The organism is Thiobacillus denitrificans (assembly GCF_001530125.1).
Classification (GTDB): Bacteria; Pseudomonadota; Gammaproteobacteria; order Burkholderiales; family Thiobacillaceae; genus Thiobacillus; species Thiobacillus denitrificans_C.
In genome coordinates, this window is record NZ_LDUG01000018.1 from 11,901 (window position 1) to 35,471 (window position 23,571).

The 23,571-nt window shown below is 61.5% G+C and carries 18 protein-coding genes; 7 read left to right on the top strand and 11 right to left on the bottom strand.

The features are described 5' to 3' along the window. Positions 1-17: 17 nt before the first annotated feature. The 7 genes from accC to ABW22_RS05420 all read right to left on the bottom strand — a co-directional run bounded on the left by accC (position 18) and on the right by ABW22_RS05420 (position 7,179). Positions 18-1,367: an acetyl-CoA carboxylase biotin carboxylase subunit gene (gene accC / locus ABW22_RS05390; RefSeq protein WP_059752864.1), complete on the bottom strand. Its 1,350-nt coding sequence runs from the start codon at positions 1,365-1,367 to the stop codon at positions 18-20. 136 nt (positions 1,368-1,503) lie between these two features. Continuing rightward, complete coding sequence (accB, locus tag ABW22_RS05395) at positions 1,504-1,947, bottom strand: acetyl-CoA carboxylase biotin carboxyl carrier protein (protein WP_059752867.1); 444 nt, start codon at positions 1,945-1,947, stop codon at positions 1,504-1,506. After that, on the bottom strand, positions 1,916-2,446 hold the full coding sequence (gene aroQ / locus ABW22_RS05400) for a type II 3-dehydroquinate dehydratase (RefSeq protein ID WP_059752870.1): 531 nt from the start codon (positions 2,444-2,446) through the stop codon (positions 1,916-1,918). The genes accB and aroQ overlap by 32 nt, the downstream gene beginning before the upstream one ends. A gap of 52 nt (positions 2,447-2,498) precedes the next feature. Next, positions 2,499-3,032 (bottom strand): TlpA disulfide reductase family protein, encoded by a 534-nt coding sequence (locus tag ABW22_RS05405; RefSeq protein WP_059752873.1) that lies wholly within the window; start codon positions 3,030-3,032, stop codon positions 2,499-2,501. Between the two features lie 58 nt (positions 3,033-3,090). Beyond that, positions 3,091-4,230, bottom strand: coding sequence for a c-type cytochrome biogenesis protein CcsB (gene ccsB / locus ABW22_RS05410; protein WP_059752876.1), 1,140 nt, complete (start codon positions 4,228-4,230; stop codon positions 3,091-3,093). A gap of 3 nt (positions 4,231-4,233) precedes the next feature. Then, on the bottom strand, positions 4,234-6,279 hold the full coding sequence (locus ABW22_RS05415) for a cytochrome c biogenesis protein ResB (RefSeq protein ID WP_059752879.1): 2,046 nt from the start codon (positions 6,277-6,279) through the stop codon (positions 4,234-4,236). A gap of 273 nt (positions 6,280-6,552) precedes the next feature. After that, positions 6,553-7,179 (bottom strand): c-type cytochrome, encoded by a 627-nt coding sequence (locus ABW22_RS05420; protein ID WP_059752881.1) that lies wholly within the window; start codon positions 7,177-7,179, stop codon positions 6,553-6,555. A 57-nt stretch (positions 7,180-7,236) separates the two neighbouring features. Between ABW22_RS05420 and yihA the strand changes: the two genes are divergently transcribed. The 7 genes from yihA to ABW22_RS05455 all read left to right on the top strand — a co-directional run bounded on the left by yihA (position 7,237) and on the right by ABW22_RS05455 (position 14,398). Next, a complete protein-coding gene (gene yihA / locus ABW22_RS05425) occupies positions 7,237-7,869 on the top strand; it encodes a ribosome biogenesis GTP-binding protein YihA/YsxC (RefSeq protein WP_059752884.1) in 633 nt (210 codons plus the stop codon). A 336-nt stretch (positions 7,870-8,205) separates the two neighbouring features. Then, entirely contained in the window at positions 8,206-9,219 is a 1,014-nt protein-coding gene (hemB, locus tag ABW22_RS05430) for a porphobilinogen synthase (RefSeq protein ID WP_059752887.1), read from the top strand. Positions 9,220-9,329: 110 nt separating this feature from the next. After that, positions 9,330-10,121 carry an N-acyl amino acid synthase FeeM domain-containing protein gene (locus tag ABW22_RS05435; RefSeq protein ID WP_082708547.1) on the top strand — a complete coding sequence of 264 codons (792 nt, stop codon included), beginning with the start codon at positions 9,330-9,332 and terminating at the stop codon, positions 10,119-10,121. A 30-nt stretch (positions 10,122-10,151) separates the two neighbouring features. Continuing rightward, positions 10,152-11,009 carry a ThiF family adenylyltransferase gene (locus ABW22_RS05440; protein WP_059752889.1) on the top strand — a complete coding sequence of 286 codons (858 nt, stop codon included), beginning with the start codon at positions 10,152-10,154 and terminating at the stop codon, positions 11,007-11,009. Positions 11,010-11,030: 21 nt separating this feature from the next. Further along, positions 11,031-12,083: a molybdopterin biosynthesis protein MoeY gene (locus ABW22_RS05445; RefSeq protein ID WP_237763238.1), complete on the top strand. Its 1,053-nt coding sequence runs from the start codon at positions 11,031-11,033 to the stop codon at positions 12,081-12,083. Between the two features lie 430 nt (positions 12,084-12,513). Then, positions 12,514-13,395 carry a flocculation-associated PEP-CTERM protein PepA gene (pepA, locus tag ABW22_RS05450; RefSeq protein WP_157648554.1) on the top strand — a complete coding sequence of 294 codons (882 nt, stop codon included), beginning with the start codon at positions 12,514-12,516 and terminating at the stop codon, positions 13,393-13,395. Between the two features lie 121 nt (positions 13,396-13,516). After that, positions 13,517-14,398, top strand: a complete 882-nt coding sequence (locus ABW22_RS05455; RefSeq protein WP_059752899.1) for a class I SAM-dependent methyltransferase — start codon at positions 13,517-13,519, stop codon at positions 14,396-14,398. Positions 14,399-14,516: 118 nt separating this feature from the next. On the opposite strand, the gene prsT (ABW22_RS05460) is transcribed toward ABW22_RS05455, so the two are convergent. The 4 genes from prsT (ABW22_RS05460) to prsK are packed head-to-tail and all read right to left on the bottom strand — an operon-like array spanning position 14,517 to position 23,562. Continuing rightward, entirely contained in the window at positions 14,517-17,273 is a 2,757-nt protein-coding gene (gene prsT / locus ABW22_RS05460) for an XrtA/PEP-CTERM system TPR-repeat protein PrsT (protein WP_157648555.1), read from the bottom strand. Between the two features lie 37 nt (positions 17,274-17,310). Continuing rightward, complete coding sequence (prsT, locus tag ABW22_RS05470; protein WP_059752909.1) at positions 17,311-20,085, bottom strand: XrtA/PEP-CTERM system TPR-repeat protein PrsT; 2,775 nt, start codon at positions 20,083-20,085, stop codon at positions 17,311-17,313. A 49-nt stretch (positions 20,086-20,134) separates the two neighbouring features. After that, on the bottom strand, positions 20,135-21,481 hold the full coding sequence (gene prsR / locus ABW22_RS05475) for a PEP-CTERM-box response regulator transcription factor (RefSeq protein ID WP_059752912.1): 1,347 nt from the start codon (positions 21,479-21,481) through the stop codon (positions 20,135-20,137). Further along, positions 21,478-23,562, bottom strand: coding sequence for an XrtA/PEP-CTERM system histidine kinase PrsK (prsK, locus tag ABW22_RS05480; RefSeq protein WP_059752914.1), 2,085 nt, complete (start codon positions 23,560-23,562; stop codon positions 21,478-21,480). The genes prsR and prsK overlap by 4 nt, the downstream gene beginning before the upstream one ends. Between the last annotated feature and the right edge of the window lie 9 nt (positions 23,563-23,571).

The following is a 23,571-nucleotide window of genomic DNA, read 5'->3' on the forward strand; positions in this document are numbered from 1 at the left end:
GAATTCTGATCCCTGCCCTAGCCCTTCTCCCCCGCCAGCTTGTGTTCCAGGTAATGAATGCTGGTGCCGCCGGCGATGAAGGCAGCGTCGTTCAGCAGATCCTGGTGCAACGGGATGTTGCTCTGGATGCCTTCGATCACCATCTCCATCAGCGCGCCGCGCATGCGCGCGATGGCCTGGTCGCGGGTGTCGCCGTAGGCGATCACCTTGCCGATCATCGAGTCGTAGTGCGGCGGCACGTAATAGCCGTGGTAAATGTGCGAGTCGACGCGGATGCCGGGGCCGCCGGGGGCATGGTAATTGGTCAGCTTGCCGGGACTGGGGACGAAGGTGGTCGGGTGCTCGGCGTTGATGCGGCACTCGATGGCGTGGCCGCGGAACGCGATGTCCTTTTGCTTCCACGGCAGTTTTTCGCCAGCGGCGACGCGGATCTGCGTCTGCACGATGTCGATGCCGGTGATCAGCTCGGTCACCGGGTGTTCGACCTGCACCCGGGTGTTCATTTCGATGAAGTAGAACTCGTTGTTCTCGTACAGGAATTCAAAGGTGCCGGCGCCGCGATAGCCGATCTTGCGGCAGGCCTCGGCGCAGCGTTCGCCGATCTTGTCGCGCAGTTTGGGGTCGAGTCCGGGCGCGGGCGCTTCTTCCAGTACTTTCTGATGGCGGCGCTGCATCGAGCAGTCGCGCTCGCCCAGGTGCACCGCGTTGCCGTGTTCGTCGGCGAGGATCTGAATCTCGATATGGCGCGGCGTCTGCAGGAATTTTTCCAGGTACACCATGGGATTGCCGAAGGCGGTGCCGGCTTCGGTCTTGGTCATGGACACCGCGTTCAATAGCGCGGCTTCGGTGTGCACCACGCGCATGCCACGCCCGCCGCCGCCGCCCGCCGCCTTGATGATGACCGGGTAGCCGACGCGCGCAGCGGTCTTGATGATCTCGTCGGGGTCGTCCGTCAGGGCGCCCTCGGAGCCGGGCACGCATGGCACCTTGGCTTCGATCATCGCCTGCTTGGCCGCCACCTTGTCGCCCATCAGGCGGATGTTGTCGGGGCGCGGGCCGATGAAGCTGAAGCCCGACGACTCGACGCGCTCGGCGAAATCGGCGTTTTCCGACAGGAAACCGTAGCCGGGATGAATCGCCTCGGCGTCGGTGACTTCGGCCGCGGCGATGATCGACGGCACATGCAGATAGCTCTGCGCCGACGGCGCCGGCCCGATGCACACCGATTCGTCGGCCAGCTTCACATACTTGGTGTCGCGGTCGGCCTCGGAATACACGGCGACCGTCTTGATGCCCATTTCGCGGCAGGCACGCTGGATGCGCAGGGCGATTTCGCCGCGGTTGGCGATGAGTATTTTTTCGAACATTTTTAGGGGCTAGGGATCAGGGGGCAGGGGTCAGGATTCAGGGGATGTGCGGCTTCGCCGCGCCAATTTAAATTCAAAAAGCGCGAAGCCCTTCCCCTGATCCCCGACCCCTGAATCCTGACCCCTGAATCCTTCCTCAGGCAATCACAAACAAGGGTTCGCCATATTCAACCGGCTGGCCGTTTTCGACCAGGATGGCCTTGATTACGCCGCCCTGGTCCGATTCGATTTCGTTCAAAAGCTTCATCGCTTCGATGATGCACAGCGTATCGCCGGCATTCACGCTTTGGCCGACTTCGGCAAAATTCTTGGTGCCGGGGGCCGGCGCACGGTAGAAGGTGCCGACCATGGGCGAGCGCACGATGTGGCCTTCGGGCACGGCGTCTTCCACCGGGGCGGCCGTGATCGGTGCCGCCACCGGGGCGGGCGCGTGCATCATCTGCGGGGCGTGCATCATCATCGGCGCGCCCGCAATGCTTTTGGCGATGCGGACTTTTTCTTCACCCTCGGTGATTTCCAGTTCGGCGATGCCGGAGGCTTCGACCAGGTCAATGAGCTTTTTCAGTTTTCTGAGATCCATGGGAGGTCCTGTTTGGGAGGTGGCGCAGCGCATATTCCAGCGCCAGTTCGTAACCGTGCGCGCCCAGGCCGGACACCACGCCGACCGCGAGGTCGGAAAAATACGAGTGGTGGCGGAAAGGTTCGCGCGCGTAGATGTTGGAAAGATGGACTTCGACGAACGGAATGGCGGTGGCTGCCAGCGCATCGCGCAAGGCGATGCTGGTGTGGGTATAGCCCGCCGGGTTGATAACGATGAAGTCGACTTGGTCGTGCGCGGCCTGATGGATGCGATCGATCAGGGCGCCTTCGTGGTTGTTCTGGAAGGTCTCGACCTGTGCGTTAACGGCTTCCCCGCGGCTGACCAGCACACGGTTGATGTCGTCGAGCGTGGCGAGGCCGTAGTGCCCGGGTTCGCGGCTGCCCAGCAAATTGAGGTTGGGGCCGTGCAGAACCAGCACATGCGGGTGCAGACTGGGGACCGATTTGGCAACTGCGCGGCTGGTTCGTTTAGTCGTCATGGCGGCGAGTTTGCCGTAAATGAGGGTAAATTGTCCAGATATTGACGCTAAATCACAACTGTGGGCCGATTTTGCGCAATGCGCTTTCCAGCTTGACGCGCGGCAACCGCCCCAGGTGGCTCAGGGCGATACTGCCGTCGCGGTCGAGCACGATCGTATAGGGTAGCGCCCCGCTCGGGTTACCCAGTTGCCTGGCCAGGCTGTGCGCCGCCCCCTCGCCGATCAGGATCGGATAATTGACCGGCTGGCGCTGCAAGAACTGCGCGACATTGGCCGGGTTGTCGATGGCGATGCCGACAAACTCCACCCCGCTGGGCCGGAATCGGGTGCGCAAATCGGCAAAGTCCGGCATTTCCTCGCGGCACGGCGCGCACCAGCTGGCCCAGAAATTCAGCACCACCACCTGGCCGCGCCATTGCGACATCGGCTGCTGGCGTCCCTCAATGTCCGGAAAACCGAGCTGCCACAGGGCGGCGAGTGCGGGCGCGGCAGGCACTTGCGGCGCATAGCGCGTCTGCGCCAGCCAGACGCCGGCTGCCAGCGCCGCCAGCGCCACGGGGAGGGCATAAAGCCATTTTTTTTGCATGGAGTTGCGCGTGGACCGCGTGACCGATCACCCCGCAGGGGTGATCGGTGGGGTTCGTTTACAGCGTGCCGTAGGAATGCAGGCCCGACAGGAACATGTTCACGCCGATGAAGGCGAAGCTGGTGACGAACAGGCCGACCACCGCCCACCAGGCCAGCAGCGGGCCGCGCAGGCCCTTGACCAGGCGGATATGCAGCCAGGCCGCGTAGTTCAGCCACACGATCAGCGCCCAGGTTTCCTTCGGGTCCCACGACCAGTAGCCGCCCCAGGCTTCGGCGGCCCACATCGCGCCGAGAATGGTGGCGATGGTGAAGAAGCCAAAACCAATCGCGATCGACTTGTACATCATGTCGTCGATCACCTCCAGCTTGGGCAGGCGGCTGGCGAGAATGCCCCGCCCGGCAAGCAGGTAGGCCACCCCGAGCATGGCGGCGATGGAGAAGCCGCCATAGCCGACGAAGTTGGCGGGCACGTGGATCTTCATCCACCAGGACTTGAGCGCGGGCACCAGCGGCTGGATTTCATGTGCGCCGCGGTCAAAGGTGTACCAGAGGATGAAGCCGACCGCCGCAGAAATCACCAGCAGCACGAATGCACCCAGCTGCCGCGTCTGACAACGCGCTTCGTAGTACAGGTACATCATCGCGGTGATGAGGGAGAACAGCACGAATACTTCGTACAGGTTGGACACCGGGATATGGCCGACGTCGGCGCCGATCAGGTAGGACTCGTACCAGCGCACCATCAGGCCGATCCAGCCCATGGCCACCGCGGACCAGGTCAGCGCGCTGCCGGTTTTCAGCGTGAAGTCCGAACGCGCCAGCAGGCCCGCCCAGTAGGTCAGGGTGGCGAACCCGAACAGCGCGCACATCCACATGATGGCGGCCTGGCTGGAGATCAGGAATCTGAGGAAGAAGGCTTCCTCCATGCGCGCGAGGTTGCCGCTGTACTGGCTGATGGCGAACAGGCTGATCGCGCCGACCACCAGGAACAACGGGCGGAACGGCTTCCAGAACCAGCCAGCCACCGCCAGCGAGGGAATCACCGCCAGCAGGATGGCTTTTTCATAGATGTCCATGTAGTCGGCGTACTGCGACAGGGCGAACAGGGCGCCTGCCGCGACGATGGCGGCGAACAGCCAGTCGAACCACGACAGGCGTTTCAATAGCGGGGCGGGTTGATTGAGAGCGAGTTCCATGTTTTAAGCCTCCGGATTTTTTGCGGGCGTGGATGCCGGTTGGGTCAGCGTATCCAATGCCTGCGCGTGTTGGGTGAATTCTTTTTCAAAATCTATCGTCTGCTTGGCCGACGACATCGCCAGCAGCGCGTGGCCCGGCTTGATGCGCAGCCACACCCGACGTTCGCGAACATAAAGCATGAAGAATACGCCGAGCGTCAGCAAAAGCGAACCCAGATAGACTACGTTCTGGCCGGGCGACCGGGTCAGCTGCAAACCGCTTGCCTTGACCTCGTCATACGACATCAGCTGCAGATAGACCGGCGCACCATAGACGAACATGTCGCTGATGCTGTTGAGGGTGTCGCGCACCAGCCAGCCAGTCGCGTCGTCAGCCGGGGGCACGGGCAGGCCGGCTTGCTGGTTGGTAAGTTGCAGCGCCTCGAACGTAGCGAGTTCGAGGATGCGCAGATAGGTGCCCACTGCTTTTTCGCGCTCGGCCTCGGGGATGTTGTCCTCGATAAAACGCCCCAGCGACTGAAAGCCGCCTTCGGCAAACAGCGCCAGCATCTGGCTGGCGCTGAATTTAAGCTTGTCCTCGATTTCCGTGCTCCGGGCCTCCTGCGGCAAGGCCTGGCGGGCGAAGCGCGCGGCGATTTCGGGACGCAATTCCGCATTCAGCAGCGCGCCGCGCAGCCGCATGAAGCTGTCAATATCGCCCGCCGCATCGAGCGGCATACGCAGGTAGCGGAAGGCCTCGTTCGGCGTGTCGCGCACGCCTGACATCATGTACCAGCGGCCGTCGAGTTCCAGCGGCAGCATGTAGTTGGAGAACTCGCGCGCCTGCCCACGCGCATCGCGCAGCTTGTACTGGAAGCTCGGGCCGACGTTGCGCAGGTGCCGGTTGTCGCTGACCGGGCTGCCGCCGAGCACGCTCATGGCGCTGCCGGTCTCCACGATGTCGCCGCCCATGTTTTCGATGTTGAACGGGCGGAAATCGATGAATTCGAGCGTGTGCTCACCCGCTTCGCTGGTCAGGGTCGTGTCCTGGTATACCGTGCCTGCGAGGGGGAAGGAGGATGCCGTGGGGGCAAACAGATTCCAGCCGCGCAGCGTCAGGCGGGTGCCGCCGTCGGCAAAGCTCGCCTGGTAGATGGCGACGTTATCGTGGACCAGCGGGTGGTTGACGGCTATCGTCGCTTCGCGGATTTTGTTGCCGGCGTGGTCGAATAGTTCGACGTCGCTTTCGAAGCTCTTCGGCTGCCCCGTCGTGTAGTGCTCGATGCGGAACTGCTTCAGCGCCACGGTGAAGGGCAGTTCCTGCACCAGATAGCCGTCGGCCACGTTGAGGAAAGCCACATCCGCGCTGGAGCCCTCGGGAATCTGCACGCTGCCGCGAAACGACGGATTGGACGGCGACAGGCGCGAAATCGCCGGCACCTGGCTTTGCGGGATGTCGCGCGTCTCGATCTTCTTGTAGCCCAGCACTTGCTGCGCCTTGAAGATCAGGTTGCCGTCCATCAGGCCGCCGATGCAGATCATCACGATGGAAGAATGCGCCAGAAAATAGCCGAGGCGGTTCCAGCTGCCGGCCTTGGCGGCGAGCAGCACGCCGTCCTCGCGCGGCAGGTTTTTGACTTTATAGCCCTGGCCTTCGAGATAGGCTTGCGCGCTGGCGGCCAGTGCCTCCGGCGCGTGCGCGGTGACCGCTTCATGCCGGTGCTTGAACGCGTTGAGCGACTGCTCGCTGACGTGCTCGCGAAAGCTTTTCATCTCGCGCACGAAGTTGGGCGCGTTACGGGTGATGCACACGCTGGTGGAGACGACGAGGAAGGTCAGGATGACCAGAAACCAGGCCGCGTGATAGACGTCGTACAGGCCCAGCTTTTCAAACACCAGGAACCAGAACGGCCCAAGCTGCATGATGTAGTTGGCGTAGGGTTCCGACTGCTTCAGCACCGTGCCAATAATGGACGCAACCGCGAGGATGGACAGCAGGCTGATGGCAAAACGCATCGAGCTCAGCAGCTCAAACAGGGACTTGCCGAAGGAGGGGGTAGCGGTATTCATTGGCAACAAAAACCCTGTTGGTAACAAGTAAAAAGGGTGACTCGCGTCACCCTTTCATCGACTCAGGAACGGCCAATAAGTTTACCCGTTAGCCTCGTATGTGCATAAAGGCAAGTCGCGGTTGCATCGCCGATAAGCTTTGCAAGCTTGATTGAACCCGGATTAACCATGTGGCCAGAAACATCGTTGTAGGAGCGGCGCCCTCGCCGCGATTGCGGGCGCAAATCGCGGCGAGGGCGCCGCTCCTACATGGGAGCCGGCGACAATCCTGCCTTAACGCAAGCCCTGAATATAAGCAGAAACGGCCTTCATGTCGGCATCTGTCATCTTGGCGGCGATGCTGCGCATCATCTTGGCCGCGTCGTTGGCGCGCGCCTCGACGCGGAAGGCATTCAGCTGCGTGTAGATGTATTCGCCATGCTGGCCGGCCAGACGCGGGAACTGGGTGGGGATGCCTTTGCCCTGTGCACCATGACAGGAAGCGCACGCCGGAACGCCCGCACCCTGAACCCCACCGTGATAGATCTTCCTGCCGAGCAGCGCCAGTTCCTGATCCTTGGAGGTGCCGGGTTTGGGCTGCTGGGCGCTGTAATACGCGGCCAGATTCAGCATGTCCTGCGGGCTCAGGTTGGCAACCATGCTCGTCATGATGGGGTTCTTGCGCGCCCCGGATTGATAGTTGGTGAGCTGCTTGTTGAGGTATTCCGCATTGAGGCCGGCCAGCTTGGGGTTGGCCGCAGCCGCGCTGTTGCCGTCCACCGCGTGGCACGCCGCGCAAACCTGGGTGACGATGCTTTCCGCCGCCTTGGGGTCGCCTTTGCTGGCCGGGCCGACGGCGGGGGTAATGGCAAAAGCGGATGTGGCGGCCAGAGCGGCAACCAGAGAGACGACGAGTTTCATCAAAAGCTCCTGAAGCTTGCAAAACTTGGGAAAACGGGTAGTTTAGCGGTAACTAATATGACTGCCAAGCCCGTGCTCAATCGCGCCCAATTCCATACCTCGGTCGCCCAGCTGCGCGACTTGCCCTACAGCCGTGCCGAAGTTGCGTTTGCCGGGCGTTCCAACGCCGGAAAATCGAGCGCACTCAACCTGTTGACGCGAAAAAACCGCCTGGCGTATACCTCCAAAACGCCCGGACGCACCCAGCTCATCAATTTTTTCGAAGTGGACGCCGACACCTATCTGGTCGACCTGCCCGGCTATGGCTACGCAAAAGTGCCGGCTGCGGTGAAGGCGAAATGGGAGGGTCTGTTGGCCCGTTATCTGCAGGAACGCGAGGCGCTGGTCGGCATGGTGTTGATCATGGATGCGCGCCATCCGCTCACTCCGCTCGATTGGCAAATGCTCAACTGGTTCACCCCCACCGGCAAGCAGGTGCACATCCTGCTGTCGAAGGCAGACAAACTGTCCAACAGCGAAAAGACCCTTACCCTGCGCCGCGTCGAACAGGAACTTGCCGCGCTGGGCAACGTCACGGTGCAGCTGTTTTCCAGCCTGTCGCGCCTGGGCGTCGAGGAAGCGGCGACTGTGGTCGAGGGCTGGCTGAAGCCTGATGAAGTAACGGCGGAGGAAGCGGTTCACAAAGCGTAGTGACGCTAGGACACGCTGATTTATCCGTCGTTGCGAGGCGCGCAGCGACGCGGCAATCCAGGAATGCCTGCTTGATCAATGCGCTGGATTGCCGCGCTTCGCTCGCAATGACAAGGATAGGGACTTGTTCAGGTCATGCCTGAATGGCGCAGCAGATTGAATGGTTTCAACAATAAAAAAGCCCCGACCAAGGGAGGGGCCGGGGCTGAAAATGCCTTAAGGGGATTAAGGCATCCCGCTCAGGGAGGAGAAGCGGGAGACGATGCAAGACCGTCTGCTATTACAGAGTAGACCCGCTTGAAGAAAGTTCCAGAACGCCGTGCATATTCTTTGGAGATGTTTGTGACCCTGCCATTTGGCCCATTCCCTGCCCGGCGCATGCGGCGCATGCGCCGCGACGACTTTTCCCGCCGCCTGATGCGTGAGCACACACTTACGCCCAGTGACCTGATTTATCCGGTGTTTGTTCTGGATGGCCGGAACAGGCGCGAGTCGGTGGCGTCGATGCCCGGGGTCGAACGGCTGTCGATCGACCTGTTGCTGCCGGTGGCCGAGGAATGCGTAAAACTGGGCATCCCCGCGCTCGCGCTGTTTCCGGTGATCGATGCCGGTCTGAAAACCCTCGGCGCGGAAGAGGCGCTCAACCCCGACGGCCTGGTGCCGCGCACCGTGACCGCGCTGAAAAACCGCTTTCCTGAACTGGGCATCATCACCGACATCGCGCTCGACCCCTACACCAGCCACGGTCAGGACGGCTTGATCGACGAAGCCGGCTATGTGCTGAACGACGAGACGGTGGCTGTGCTGGCACGGCAGGCGGTGGTTCACGCCCAGGCCGGCGCCGATGTGGTCGCCCCGTCCGACATGATGGACGGTCGCGTCGCCGCCCTGCGCGCCGCGCTCGAGGGCAGCGGCCACATCCACACCCGGATCCTCGCCTATGCTGCCAAATACGCCTCCAGCTTTTACGGCCCTTTCCGCGATGCCGTCGGCTCCGCCGCCAACCTGGGCAAGGGCAACAAGTTTACCTACCAAATGGACCCGGCCAACAGCGACGAAGCCCTGTGGGAAGTTGGGATGGACCTGCAGGAAGGCGCCGACATGGTCATGGTCAAGCCGGGCATGCCGTATCTCGATGTGATCCGCCGCATCAAGGACGCGTACGGTGCCCCGACCTATGCCTATCAGGTCAGCGGCGAGTACGCCATGCTGAAAGCGGCGGCGCAGAATGGCTGGTTGGACGAGCGCGCCTGCGTGCTGGAAGCCTTGCTGGCGTTCAAGCGGGCGGGGGCGGACGGCGTGCTGACGTACTTCGCGCGCGATGCGGCGCGTTACCTTAAACAAACGTAAATTTCCGTTCATGTGTCAAGTTTTCGTCTGTTGTTGCCGAAATATTGTCTGTCAACTGCCATCGGACGACGAACATGATCGCTTTGCATTCATCCCGCAGGATCCGGAACATGTCTGATACACCCAAACTGCCGATTGGCATCAAGGATCGGCGCCGAGATCCGGACGAATGGGATAAAACCATCGTGGCCTTCCAGTCGCCTTACCGGCTGAAGGATTTGTGCATCGATCAGAGCGCGGATGCATCAAAAGAAGAAACCCGGGGAGTCAAACAAGAATTCAAGGTGCGTCTCGCCACCACGGAAGACCGCCGTAAATCGGCCAGCCTGCTGATCGAGAAAATGTATAGCTGGCGCGGCTATGACGCCGACGCCCTGATCCAGGATCCGAACAAGATTACCCTGGTGGCTTATCAGGATGACAAAGTGGTTGGTACGCTTACTTTGGGCCTGGATTCACCACAAGGCATGGTGGTGGACGAACTCTACAAGCGCGAAGCAGACATTCTGCGCGCTGAGGGCAGAGTACCCAGCGACATTACCCGTCTTGCCGTTGATCAGGACATCAAGTCCAAGAGCGTCCTGGCCGCACTGTTTCACCTGTCGTTCATTTATGGCCGCAACATCCACCAGGCCACGGATTTTCTGATTGAAGTGAATCCGCGCCATGTGATTTTCTATCAGCGCATGCTCGGATTTGAACCGTTTGGTGAAGAAAGAATCTGCCCTCGGGTCAATGCGCCAGCCGTGCTGTTGAGGTTGGACCTGGCTCACGCGAATAAACAGATCATTCGATACGGCGGGATGGGTGCGGCCGCTACGGGGGTGAAGTCGATCTACCCCTATTTCTTTTCGCGCGAGGATGAACTGGGCATCACCCAGCGATTGCTTAAGGGAGAATGATCCCTGGTTGGTTTCCAGAGCCTGGCCCCCATGCAATCTTTTATCTATGACGAAGCCTTTTCCCGCAACATCGGCTGGCTGACCCGGCAGGAGCAGGATCGGTTGCGCCACAAGCGCGTGGCCATCGCCGGTTTGGGTGGTGTGGGCGGGGTGCATCTGCTGACCTTGTGCCGGCTGGGTATAGGCAAATTCCACTTGGCCGATTTCGATGCCTTCGATCTGGCCAATTTCAATCGCCAGGCAGGGGCGACAGTCAGCACCCTGGGCCAGAACAAACTCGGCGTCATGATCCGGCAGGCGCTCGACATCAACCCGGAGCTTGAAACCAAGGGGTTTGCCGACGGCGTGACGGCGGACAATCTGGATGTTTTCCTGGACGGCGTTGACCTTTATATTGATGGCCTGGATTTCTTCGCGTTCGAAGCACGCCAAAAGGTCTTTGCTGCGTGTGCGGCAAAAGGCATTCCCGCTGTCACCGCCGCCCCGCTGGGAATGGGCGCGGCCGTGCTCAACTTCCTGCCGGGCGGCATGAGTTTTAATGATTATTTTTGCCTGGACGATGGCCCCGAGGCTGAAAAGCCATTGCGTTTCCTCATGGGCCTCGCGCCTGCCCACCTGCAAATGAGCTACCTGGCCGACCCTTCGACAGTTGATTTGGCCAGCCGCAAGGGCCCCTCCACTATCATGGCTTGCCAGCTCTGCGCCGGTGTCGCCGCCACCGAAGCCTTGAAAATCCTCCTCGGTCGCGGCACGGTGCGGGCGGCGCCGAGGGGCTACCATTTCGATGCCTACCGCAACAAGCTGGCTCTGACCTGGCGGCCCGGTGGCAATCGCAATCCCCTGCAGCGGGTTCTCATCGCGCTGGCCAAGCGCAAACTGGGGCTCTAAATGCAGCCGATCCCTCAGCCCATGGCGGACATTCTCGAACTCGCCCGTTGGGCGCCATCCGGTGATAACTCGCAACCTTGGCGCTTTGAGGTGTTTGCGGGTGATCGCGCCGTAATACATGTGCACGATACCCGATCGCACTGTGTATACGACTTCCAGGGACGTGCGACTCAGCTGGCCGTGGGGGCGCTGATAGAGACATTGCACATCGCCGCCTCAAGCATCGGATATCGGGTGACGATTACATCAGAAGCCGGCGCAGTCCCTACACACACAAAACACAATCTTGGTTTGCAGCCCGATGGCGCCATAAAATCCGATCCACTTGCCGCATCAATCACACGGCGTTGTGTGCAGCGACGCCCTCTGTCATTCCGTTCGCTGACTTTGGATCAAAGGCGCGCCCTCGAAGATGCGGCTGCCCCATACACACTTCGCTGGCTGGATACGCCTGGGCAGCGGCTGGAGATGGCACGCCTGCTGTTTATAAGTGCAAAGACCAGATTGATTGCGCCCGAAGCCTATGAAGTTCACCGTGCCATCATCGCCTGGCGTAGCCGGTATAGCGATGACCGGGTGCCGGATCAGGCGCTTGGTCTTGACCCGCTCACCTTGCGTCTCATGCAATGGGTGATGCGCAGCTGGAAGCGGGTTCGGTTTTTTAACCGGTATCTGGCGGGCACCTATATGCCTCGCCTGCAACTGGACTTGATCCCCGGCTTGGCCTGTGCCGCGCATTTCGCCCTGATATCAACTTCTTCGCCGCGCCAGCCTGAGGATTTCGTCGCAGCGGGACGAGCCATGCAGCGCCTTTGGCTCACCGCCACGCATTTGGGCCTGCAACTACAGCCTGAGATGACCCCGCTCATATTTAGCTGGTATCACGATAGCGGCACGCGATTTAGCCAGATCGAAGCCGTTCAGCGCACGTTGCCAGCAATACGTGACAGGCTGGCGAAGGTAATGGGGGAGGACGTGCCAAGCCATGGAGTTTTTATGGGGCGGGTCGGCTGGGGCAAGCAGGCGGCAAGCCGTTCGCGCCGGCTTCCCCTTGATCGTTTGATTAATCGTTGAGTGGGCAAGTGCGGCCGATGTCGATTTTTTTTACAGACCATGTCAGGGTTTGTGTGAGATGCGCGTGACGAAAAAGTGAGCCAAACCAGCAAATATGGGCCAACTGGCTTGCAATCGGTCTAATCCGGGCGGTGGAGGGCTGGGCGCCGGCCATACAACGGTGAGGGTAACCAAGGAATGGCCACAGAGTGGGTGGCCAGTCCAGGCATGCGCGATATCACTCGGGCCCGGTGTCGGTTTTCTTTACATGTTTTAAAATCGGCCGGGGTCTGAGGCCGTGCCATCCCGGAATGATTGTTTAAAAATTGTTTATAAACAATAGCTTGTTGTAGGTGTTCCCAAGATGGCATGGGGGTTGCTTTAAGTTAGGCGTGGCCCATCAGCGGCGCGAACTGTTAGTTAAGTAACCCAACATATAAGGAGTGTCATGATGAACTTGAAAAAATCTTTGCTTGGCGTGTCTCTCGCCGCTTCGCTGGGCTTTGGTGCAGCCGCCAATGCAGCTTTTGTCATGGAAGATCTGACGATCGACTTCACCTCTGTCGGTGGGCCCGTCGTAATGGGCGTGGATGCCATCGGCTTCAACGATGCGCCGTTTCGCTCCATCCTGACTGACGTCAATGGTAACGGCTTGGATGCCGGCGATTTCTATACGGTTACGGGCAAGGGCGCTGCCGGCACTCTGCTGAGCAATGAGGATGGCACCATTTCTCCGTCTGGTTTCGGCCTGGCTGGCGGCTTTGAACTGACCTTCGATTTCAATCTGGATGTGTTGGTTACCTCCGTTGTTGGTCCACAGATCAACTTTACCCACATGGCGGGTGCTGACGCGCTGCGTTTTTACCTCGACGATCTCGATGCGGCCAATGGCGACGGCGGCGTGAAATCCAACCCCGGCACCGGCCTCGGCTACACCGATGGCACCCTGGTGCTGACCTTTGACGTTTTGGCAGGTGAAGGTGGCAGTGTGAATGTGAGCACCTTGTTCGATGGCTCGGATGATGCAACTTTCATCCTGGCAGCGATCAACACGGCGGGTATCTTCAAAGACTCAGAGGGTAAGCCGTTTGTGATCGGCAGCACGCTCGCCCTTACCGACAGCAACTTCGACCTCGACTCGAACAACAACAACAAGCTCGACGAAACCCGCGGTGGTTTCGGTTGCACGGAAGCCAACCAAAGCGCTGGCTTCTTCTGCGGCGTGGAAGATGGCACGGTGCGCTTCGCGGTGCCCGAACCCGGCACGCTCGCGATCATGGGCCTGGGGCTGCTTGGCCTTGGCTGGTCCGCGCGTCGCAAGGCTTCTGTCTGAGGCACTGCCCCGGACGAAAAACCCGCAGCTTGCTGCGGGTTTTTTTTCGTCCATGCTTTGCCATCTCTTCGAGTCGTGCCACCATTTCATCACGCATCAAAATTATTGGAATGGAAGAAATATGCCTAGCCTGCCCGTGATCAAGCAATTCATCACCGAACTGGTCTCGCGTCGCGATGCGTTTCGCGTACCTGAGCCCAATCTGGTGATGGACGACCCCGAGCAGGTGCGCGGGTTTAACGAAGCCGGGCTGGAAGGCGGTGTGATGGCGCCGGTTTACCTGTTTCATGCGATCAATGTAACCGAGGTGATACGCCCGGGGGACACCGTATTGGATCTTGGCTGCGGGCCGGCCAATCAACTGGCGATGATCGCCCGCTTGAATCCCGAGAGTCAGTTTCTTGGGCTGGACCTCTCGGACGAGATGCTGATCCGGGCCCAGTCTCAAGTGGATGCGCAGCGCCTGGTCAACGTCAGACTGCGCCACGAGGATATCACCCGGCTGGAGAGCGTGGCCGATCAAAGCGTGGACGCGGTATTCTCGACCGTGGTGCTTCACCAGTTACCGGATCTTGATGCCTTCAATGCGGTGTTCCGGCAGATAGACCGGGTGCTGAAGCCGGAAGGTGGCGTGTATCTGGTTGATTTTGGGCATTTGAAGACCGAGCGCGCGATCGATTATTTCGCTCACCAGTATGCCGATCGTCAGCCGGATATATTTACGCGCGATTACCATAATTCGTTGCGGGCGGCGTTTGACTACACCGATTGGCAGACCGCGCAGCGTAACAGCCTTGCCTCGCGCGCCCGGCTATTCAGTACTTTTGCCATGCCTTATATGGTGGCGGTGAAAAGCCGCGGGCGACACTCGCCAAGCGCCGCGCAGCGGGAACAGTTCGGCGCGCTGTATCGCGCCATGCCTGATTGGCATAGGCGCGATTTCGACGATTTGAGAACCATGTTCAGATTGGGTGGGCTGAAGTTGCACGATTTCCCCAAATGAAGGGGAGTGCGGCAATTACAGGGTGGTGGATGCCGATCGGGATTCACGAACGGGATGGACGTGAACCCCGTAAGGATTCGAGGCGCTGCGAGATTCAGGAATAGGCCTATTCATGGATTTATAACTTGTTGAGCAGTGCGCGTAACGCAGATTGCTGGGGCGAGAGTTTTTGCGAGGCGGGCTGGGCGATAAGACGTGCTTCACGCGTTTCGCCGTGTTCTGCCAGCGCGGTTGCCAGATGCAATGCAATCTCCGGGTTCCCGGGTAGCGCGGCATAGGCAGCCTTGAGTGTGGAGATGCCTTTCTCCAATTGACCGCTCTGAACTTGTATCCAGCCGAGCGTGTCCTGAATCAGCGGATTCTTGGGCGCCGCCTGCGCAGCTTTTTCGGCATAAGACAGGGCTTTTGCATCCCCGATGGATTGATAGAGAATAGCCAAATTGTTCAGTGCCTGCACGTCGCCGGGGGACTGGCGCAGTATCAGCAAATATTGCTCGATTCCTTCGCGTGACTGCCCTGATTGTGCATAGAAGCCTGCCAGATGCCGCCGTACGCCACCATCCTTGGGATGTTGGCTCAGCCAGGTTGTCAGTAATCCGTTCGCCGCGTCGATTTGTCCGCTGCGCACCAAGGCCATGTGCAGGTAGCTTGCGCTACGCGAATCATTGGCGATGGCATGAGCCTGCCGATAAGCTTCGAGTGCCTGGGCAGATTGCCCTTGCGCGTCAAGCATCTGCCCTTCCTGATACCAGCCTGTTGCAGATTGGGGAAAACGCTGCTTGAGCTCGGCGATGAGCTTTTTTGATTCGACAAAATTCTTCTCGGCGATACGAAGAGTGGACAGGAGCGCCAGGGTCTCGATGTCGCCTGGGGTGGCGCCGCGCGATTTTTCCAGATTGGCAATCGCTTCCGCACGCTTGCCGATGGCAAGCTGGGCGGTAGCCAGTCGATAGAGCAGCCTGGGCGTCGATGACTGTTGCGCGAGCCTGGTATAACTGGCCGCTGCATTGGCCATGTCGTTGCTGGCGTATTGCACATCGGCAAGCAAGGCTTGCGCGATGGAATTCTCGGGTGCGGCGTTGATGGCGTCGCGGGCCGCCGACAAGGCCTGATCAGGCTGGTTTGCATTGATGAGGCCACGTACACGCAGGGCGTGTGCGGGCATATACGCGGGATTTGCCTTGAGTGCCTTGTCGATCCATTTCAGAGACGCCTGGCGATTGCCTTTCGAGGCTTCGAGTTCAGCCAGCGTGAATAACGCTTGCGCATGCACAGGAAACTGGTCGACGTAGCGGGTCAGCCGCGCGATCGATTTGTCGATGGTTTTGGCGCGTTTGTCCAGTTGGGCCAGATTGAGAATCGCCGCGATCGCCTCAGGATCGATGGCGTGCGCCTGCTCGAAACTGGCATACCCGCCGTTGATATCGCCGGAAGCCACCTGAGCCATGCCTTTGAGGTTGTAGGCAAGGGCGTTTTTTGAGGCACGCTGGATCAGCCGGTTCGCGACACCCAGTGCTTCGGCATTCCTCTTTTTCTTGATCAGTTCGGAAATCGCAATGACATCGGCGGATGTGACCTGTCCTTCCGCGCCATTGAGTGCATTCAGTTCAGTAAATCCTTGTTCATCGTCGCCAGTTTGAAAATGCAGAGAGGCGAGGCGGGTCAAGATAACTGGGTTCCCTGGCGCAAGTTGATTGGCCTGCGTGAGCGAGGCGATCGCTTGTGCCGAGTTGCCGCGCGATTGCTGCGTTTGTGCGAGCAGGGCAAGGACTTGCGGGTCGCGGGTGGTGAGCGCGATTGGGGCGAGCGTCTTGTAAGCAGATTCCGCATCGCCAGTCAGCAGTTGGGCGGACGCCAGATATTTTCTTGCTTCCGTGCGGCCTGGCGAGCGATTTACGACTTTCGACAGATGCGCGATGGCCTGCTCATACGATTTCATTTCGTAGAGCACCAAGCCCGCCAGAAGGTTGGTCTTGGTGTGGCCTGGCTGGCTCCCCAATAGCTGCTGAATTGCGGACAGAGCAGCTTGGAATTTGCCCTCTTGGTACTTGAACACCGCATCAAGGTAAAGCAGATCGGCGCTCTTGGGTGCGCTTTCCCGCAGCACTTCCAGATCCTTGCGCGCACGTTCTTTCTGGTTCATGGACAGCGAGATCAGCGCGTGCTTGAGCAACGCGCTTCTGTTTTCGGGCTGCAGGGCCAGGGTTTTTGAAAAACTCTTTTCAGCCGCGTCGAGATGGTTCTGATTGAGTTCGATATCGCCAAGCAATATCCAGTTCTCGACGTCCTCTGGCGCGAATTTGATCGCTGTTTGCAATTGTGCGCGAGCGCGGTCTGGATTCTTGGCATGCATCGCGCAACGGGCACGTCCACGATAGGCGGCACCAAGCTGGCTGTCCAGGTTCAGTGCGGAGTCGAAAAGCGCGCACCCTGATTCGGGCTGTCGAAGCCCCAGCTTGGCTTCACCCTGCATGCTCAAAAGCATGGCTTTCTGCCGGGAAGAGGCGTTATCCGATGGAATCGATTTTTCAAGCGCCTGGGTGTAGTCACCTTGCAGCAGCAGCGCTTGTACAAGCTGCGTCTGGAGGGATTCGTGTGCGACACCGAATTCCTCGGCACGTTTAAGCTCTTTTTCAGCATCCGCGCCTTGTCCGAGCTTCAGGTACGCTTCGCCAAGAAGCCAGCGTATTTGGGCATTGTTTGGGTCTTTCTGGAGCGCGTTCTTGAGCTCCAGGATGCTTCCTTTGAAATCTTTCTGGGTGTGTAGATCCTTCGCGCGTTGGAGGTGCTCCTCGGCCGTGAGATCGAGAAAGCGGTCACATCCTGCAAGCGTGACAACGGAGAGCAAAGCCAGAGCAAGGGATAGTGCGGGCATTGCGCGTCTAAAGAAATGTGGTCGCATGGCAAAGGCCTCAATGGGTAGCGGTCAAATGATTGTAGAGCTGGCGGGCCTGTGCTTCGGCGGTGAAGCCCACATTGCGATCCAGCAGCATCTTGAGCTCTTGGCGTGCGCGTGCCTTGTCGCCGTTTTCATTGAGTGCATAAGCCAGATGCCACTGAATTTCAGCCGCATCAGGGGCTTTTGATTGAGCTTTTTTCAAAATGCCCAGGCCCTTGGCAGCGTTCCCCGAGCGAACCAGCAGCCAGCCATAAGTATCGAGTACGGCCGGATTGTCGGGCTTGAGCTTGAGCGCCTGCTCGGCAAAGGATAACGCGCGCTTGTCGTTGAGTTCGGAAAGCGTCCACGCTAGATTATTCAATACCAGCAGATTGCCGGGGTTGCTCTTGTTCAGCACCAGGTAATGCTCGGCCGCGGCAGCGTATTGCTTGCGCCTGATCAGACTTTCGGCCAGCAGGGCGCGCGTGTCCGCGTCTTGGGGATTGGCGACCAGCCAGGCGGCGAGGCGTTTTTCGCCTTCCCCGGGGCGCTGGGTGGCGTTGAAGACCTGTAACTGGCGGGCGAGCAGCGCGCCGGAAGGCGCCAGTTTGTGCGCGCGCTCGAAGGCGGCAAGCGCGGCAGGGTAGTCCTTGCGCGCAAATGCGGTATCGCCTTCGAGGATGAAGCCAGCCGGTTTGTCGGGTTTTTGCTGCTGCACCTGTTTGGCGAGTTTGCTGGCCTCGTCAAAGCGCGCGCCCTGAATCTCGACGCCGCCCAGCATCAGTTGCGCGTCGAGAAAGTCGGGCTGGATGCGCAGCGCGTCCTGCAGGGTCTTGCGTGCACCGGGGAGGTCTTTGGCCGTGATTTGTGCGGTGGCCACCTTGACCAGGGGGGCAGCCTGGCCGGGCATGCGTTCGGCCAGCTTGCGGTAGCTGCCCAGCGCGTTGGTGGTGTCGCCCAGCGCCAGCTGGGTGGTGCCGAGGAGGTCGAGCGCAACCGGGTTGTCGGGCTGTGCGTTGACCGCCTCGCGTGCGGTGGCGAGCGCTTTGTTCCTGTCGCCCTTGGCGAGCTGGTAGCGCGCCAGCGCCACCCGCGGCTGCAGCGCCTGCGGGTGGGCGGCGGCGGCCTTTTCCAGCCAGTTGACATAGGATTTTTCGTCTTTGTCGCGCAGGGCGAGGTCGGCCAGCGCGAGCATGGCGTTGAGGTGCTTGGGCTCGGCCTTGAGGATGGCCTCGAAACGCTGGCGCGCGGCAGCGGGCTGCTTGTCCTTGAGGTCGAGTTGCGCCAGGTTGGCCGCAGCGGGGAAGAACGCGGGGTCGAGCTTGAGTGCCTGGCTGAAGCTGTCGCGCGCGCGGACGGCGTCCTGTTTGCCGAGGTAGGCCGCGCCCCGGTAGTTCCAGATGAGCGGATCGGCGGCCTGTTTCTTCTCCAGCGTGGCGATGCTGGTCAGCGCGGCGTCGAACTGTTGTTGTCTCAGCTGGTTGAGAATGATGAAGGTGTCGGCGCGGCTGCTGCTGCCTTCCATGTCGGCGGCGGCCTGCAGGTCGGCCATGGCACGGCTGTCGCCCTGGGCGAGCCGGGAAATGCCGAGCTCGGTGCGGATGGCGGCGTTGTCGGGGCTGTGCTGGGCAGCCTGTTCAAAATACGCCGAGGCTTGGGCGAAGTCCTTTTTGGCCAGCGCGATTTCGCCGGCGACGACCAGCACGCCGGGATCCTGGTTGGCCGACTTGAGCGCCGGGGCGAGTGTTTTCGACGCGTCATCGGGGCGCCCCAGGCGCAGTTGTGTGGCGGCCAGCAGGCGCAGCGCGTACAGGTTGTTCGGCGCGGCCTTGACCGCTTTGTTGAGGTGCGCCTCGGCGGTCTGCAGGTTGCCCAGTGCGTATTCGATCGAGCCGCCCAGCAGCAGGGCGGGCACGTAATTGGGCGCGCGCTTCAGCACGGCCGCCAGATGGTCGCGCGCGCGTTCGGTTTTCTTCTCGCGGAAGTCGATGAGCGCCTGGGTGTAACGCGCCTGCAGGTTGTTGGGGCTGGCTTTCAAGGCGGCATCGACTTCGCTGCGCGCGTCGGCCAGCTTGTTGTCGGCGAGGGCGATGCCCGCCAGTGCCAGCCGGGCATTGGCATGCCGGGGATCGATCTTGAGGACTTCGCGATAGACCGCGGCGGCTTCGGCCGGTTTCCCGGTGGCGCGCAGCAGGTCGCCCTTCAGCAACAGGCTGTCATGGTGCCTGGGGTCGATGCGCAAGGCCTGGTCGAGCGCCTGCATGGCCTTGTCGGCATCGCCGTCGGCCAGCGCCAGTTGCGCCAGCGCCAGATGAACCTCGGCATTGTCGGGTGCGGCCTGCTGCGTGTGCAGCAGCGTTTTGCGCGCGTCTTCCCTGCGCCCCAGGCTGAGTTCGGCGGTGGCGCGCAGGGCCTGCAGGGTGGCGGCGTCAGGGCCGGCCGGGGCGGGTAGCTCGTCCAGCACGCGCTGGAATTCGCGCTGACCCAGCAGGGCACGGGCGATCATCGGGTTGATGGCGTTCGCCGCATAGCCCGCCTCGCGGGCGCGACGGAACTCCTTCTCGGCGCTGGCCAGGTCGTTCTGGTCGAGATAGAGCTTGCCCAGCTCGTAGCGTGCCTCGGGGTTTTTATCGTCTTCCGCCACGGCATTTTTCAGCTGGATCATCGCCGCCTTGTAGTCCCCCGCCGCGGCCATCGCCCGGGCTTCGGCCACCAGGGTGGCGCTGTCTTCTCCACTACAGGCAGTCAGCAGGCCGGCACCGAGAATCAGGGCCGGCAGCAGCCGGGATGTGGGGGTGAAGATGGGCATAGGGATATCCAGTACTGTTGAATCAAAGTGTAGGCAAATTACGCAGGGTTTATTTCATGCCGATTTTCGCCATCAGGTCATACAGCGTGGGGCGGGTGATGCCGAGCAGTTCGGCAGCCTGGGCGATGTTGCCGTCGCTGTGGGCGAGCGCGCGGCTGACGGCCAGGCGTTCGGCATGCTCACGCGCCTGGCGCAGGTTGAAGGGCTGCGCCTCGGCGGGGCCGAGCCCGAGGTCGGCCGCGGTGATCTGGCTGCCGTCGGCCATGATGGTGGCGCGCTTGACCAGGTTTTCCATTTCACGCACGTTGCCGGGCCAGACGTGGGCTTCGAGCGCGCCCAGCGCGTCGGCGGTGAAGCCCCGCAGGGGGCGCCCCATCTCTCGCGCATAGCGTTCCAGGAACGCCTGGGCCAGCAGGATGGCGTCGCCGGGGCGTTCGCGCAGCGGTGGAATTTTCACCGTGATTTCGGACAGCCGGTAGTACAGGTCTTCGCGGAAGCTGCCTTCGCGGATCATGCCGGCGAGGTCGCGGTGGGTGGCGCAGACGACGCGCACGTCGACCGGGATTTCGCCGCGTCCGCCCAGCCGCTCGATCACGCGTTCCTGCAGGAAACGCAGCAGCTTAGCCTGCAGCGGCATCGGCAGATCGCCGATCTCGTCGAGGAACAGGGTGCCTTCGTTGGCGTATTCGATGCGGCCGATGGTCTGTTTGGCGGCGCCGGTGAATGCACCTTTTTCATGGCCGAACAGTTCGGATTCCAGCAGGGTGTCGGGGATCGCCGCGCAGTTGATGGCGACAAAGCGCTTGCCGGCGCGCGGCGACAGTTCGTGCACGCCGCGCGCCAGCACCTCTTTGCCGGTGCCGGATTCGCCCAGCAGCAACACCGTGACGTTGGCCGGGGCGACTTTTTCCACGGTGTGGCACACCTTGAGCATCGGCTCGCTGCTGGTGATCAGCCCCTGCAAGGCGGAGCCTTGCTGCCTGGCGGCGAGCAGGCGGTTTTCGATTTCCAGCGTGTGGACATGCAGCGCGCGGGCGATCATCAGTGCCAGCACGTCGGGGTCGAAGGGTTTCTGGAAGAAGTCGTAGGCGCCGAGCTGGATGGCTTTTACCGCATTGCTGCGATCGAGGTTGCCAGTGACGACGATGACCTTGGTGGCCGGGGCGAGCGAGAGGATTTGCTGCAGCGTGGCCAGGCCTTCGGTGGCGCCGTCGGCATCGGGCGGCAGGCCGAGGTCGAGCAGCACCACGGCGGGTTCGTGGCGGCGCAGCTGGGCGATGGCGCTGTCGCGGTCGGCGGCGATCGCCAGTTCGTAATCGGCGAGGCTCCACTTCAACTGCTTTTGCAGGCCCGGGTCGTCTTCCACCAGCAGAATTTTTTGCTTGGCGTCGCTCATGCGGCGTCTCCTCCAACGTATGCGTGATTGTCCAGCGGCAGGCTGATGCGGAAGCGGGTGCCGCGCCCCGGTGCGCTGTCCACTTCCAGTTGTCCGCCCAGCGCGCGGATGGTTTCGCGGCATTCATACGCGCCGATGCCCATGCCCGCGCCCTTGGTCGAATCGAACGGCTGAAACAGCCGGGTGCGGATGAAGGTGTCGTCCATGCCGCTGCCGCTGTCGCTGATTTCGACAATCGCCTGCCCGGATTCCTCGAATCCGCGCAGCGAGACCTGGCCGCTCGACGGGGTGGCCTCCAGCGCATTTTGCAGCAGATGGCCGATGGCGCGGGTGAGCCGGTCGCGCTCGGCGCGCACGCGCAGGCTGGACGGCGGCAGATCGAGGGCGGGACGCAGCTTGAATGCCTGCTTGCTGGCGGCGGCGTCGGCGAGGATATCCGCCAGCGCTACCGATTGTGCCTGCGCCTCATCGCTGCCCCGGCGCAATTGCGCCAGCACCTTGTTCATGCGGGCGACCGCGTTCTCAATGGTTTCCAGCATGTCGGCCTGGAACTCGGGGTTGTGCTTGTGCTTTTCGGCATTGGCCAGCAGCAGGGACAACTGGGCGACGAGATTTTTCAGGTCGTGGATGACGAAGGTGGTGGTGCGGTTGAACGACTCGAACTGGCGCGCCACGATGAGCTGGTTGGCCGCACGCATTTGCGCCAGGTGCGCGGCGGCCTGGCGCGCAGCGACCTTGAGCAGGTCGCTGATTTCCCAGTTGAAACTGACCTTACCCAATGAATGTTTCAGCACGACAAAGCCGAGCAGTTCATCGTGCAGCATCAGCGGCACCACCAGCCACGCATCGTCGGCGTGCCGGATCCACGCCGGCATGTCGAGGTCGCCGTACAGGTCGCGCCGGGTTTTCATTTCGTCCAGGTCCACCACCCACTGCTTGTCGGCGAGCCACTGAATGAAGGGGGAGTCGGCCGGCTCGGTGCCGTTGAGGTCGCGCCAGTTCCAGTGGCTGGCGCGCTGATAGCCGGCATCGCCTTCATGCATCCACAGCGCGCCGCCGGGGCTTTCGAGCAGTCGGGCCAGCGCTTCGACGGCGCGTTCGCACAATTGCTCGCCGGGCTGGCCTTCGGTGAGGGCGCGGGTGAACTTGAGCCATTCTTCCCGGTAGTCGTAGCGATAGCTGAAGAAGTGCTTGGACAGGAACACCCGCAGCCGCGCGCGCAGGGTGCCGGAGAACATCAGCAGCACCAGCAGCATGGCGGCGGCAAACAGGAACACGGTCTGCACCACGTCGCCCCATTCGCCGCCGAACAGGCGCAGGTAATAGCCGGCGCCCGCCATCAGCAGCAGATAGACCCCCGCGCCCAGCAGGCTGGCGGTGTGGAAGGCCATGCTGCGCGACAGCCCGACCGGCGCCGCCCACTCCGGGTTGCGGGCGGCGGAGATCGCGATCAATGGCGTCACCAGCGCCGCCACATAGCCGCGTGCCGCCCATACCTGGGCATCCATCGCGTTGAACAGCGCAGCATTGGCATAAAGGTAAAAGTCGTAGACGAACAGTCCGCCCAGCCCGAGGCAGAGAAACTTGATCGCCCAGCGGTCTTCCAGACGGGTGCTGCGGTAGACCTGCTCGACCAGCACCAGCCCCATCACCGTGAGCAGCACCAGTCCCAGATTGCCGGCCCAGCGCGCCAGCACCGGCTGGTCGGGGGCGATGAAGGGCATGACGCTGGCGAGCAGCAGGGCGCCGATGAGCACGCCGCCCAGGGCACGGATCAGGCGCAGCGGTGCGGGCAGGGTGGCGCCAGGCGGCAGCCGCAGCCGCAGGATATAGAGCAGCAGCAGCAGCCAGGCACCGTTGCGCGCGACCTCGGCGGTGAGTTCAAGCCGCGGTGGCAACACCCCCCACGCGGTGAGCGCCGACAGGGCACCCCAAGCAGCGCTGAGTCCGGTGGCGAGCACCAGCAGGCGGCCCTGCGGGCGCTGCCGCCAGCTGGCGACGATGAGGCCGGTCAGCCCCAGGTAGGCCAGCGTTGCCAGGCCATAGCCGACGGCAGCGAGCAGCAGCAGGGTGTCGGGCATGCTCGCTTT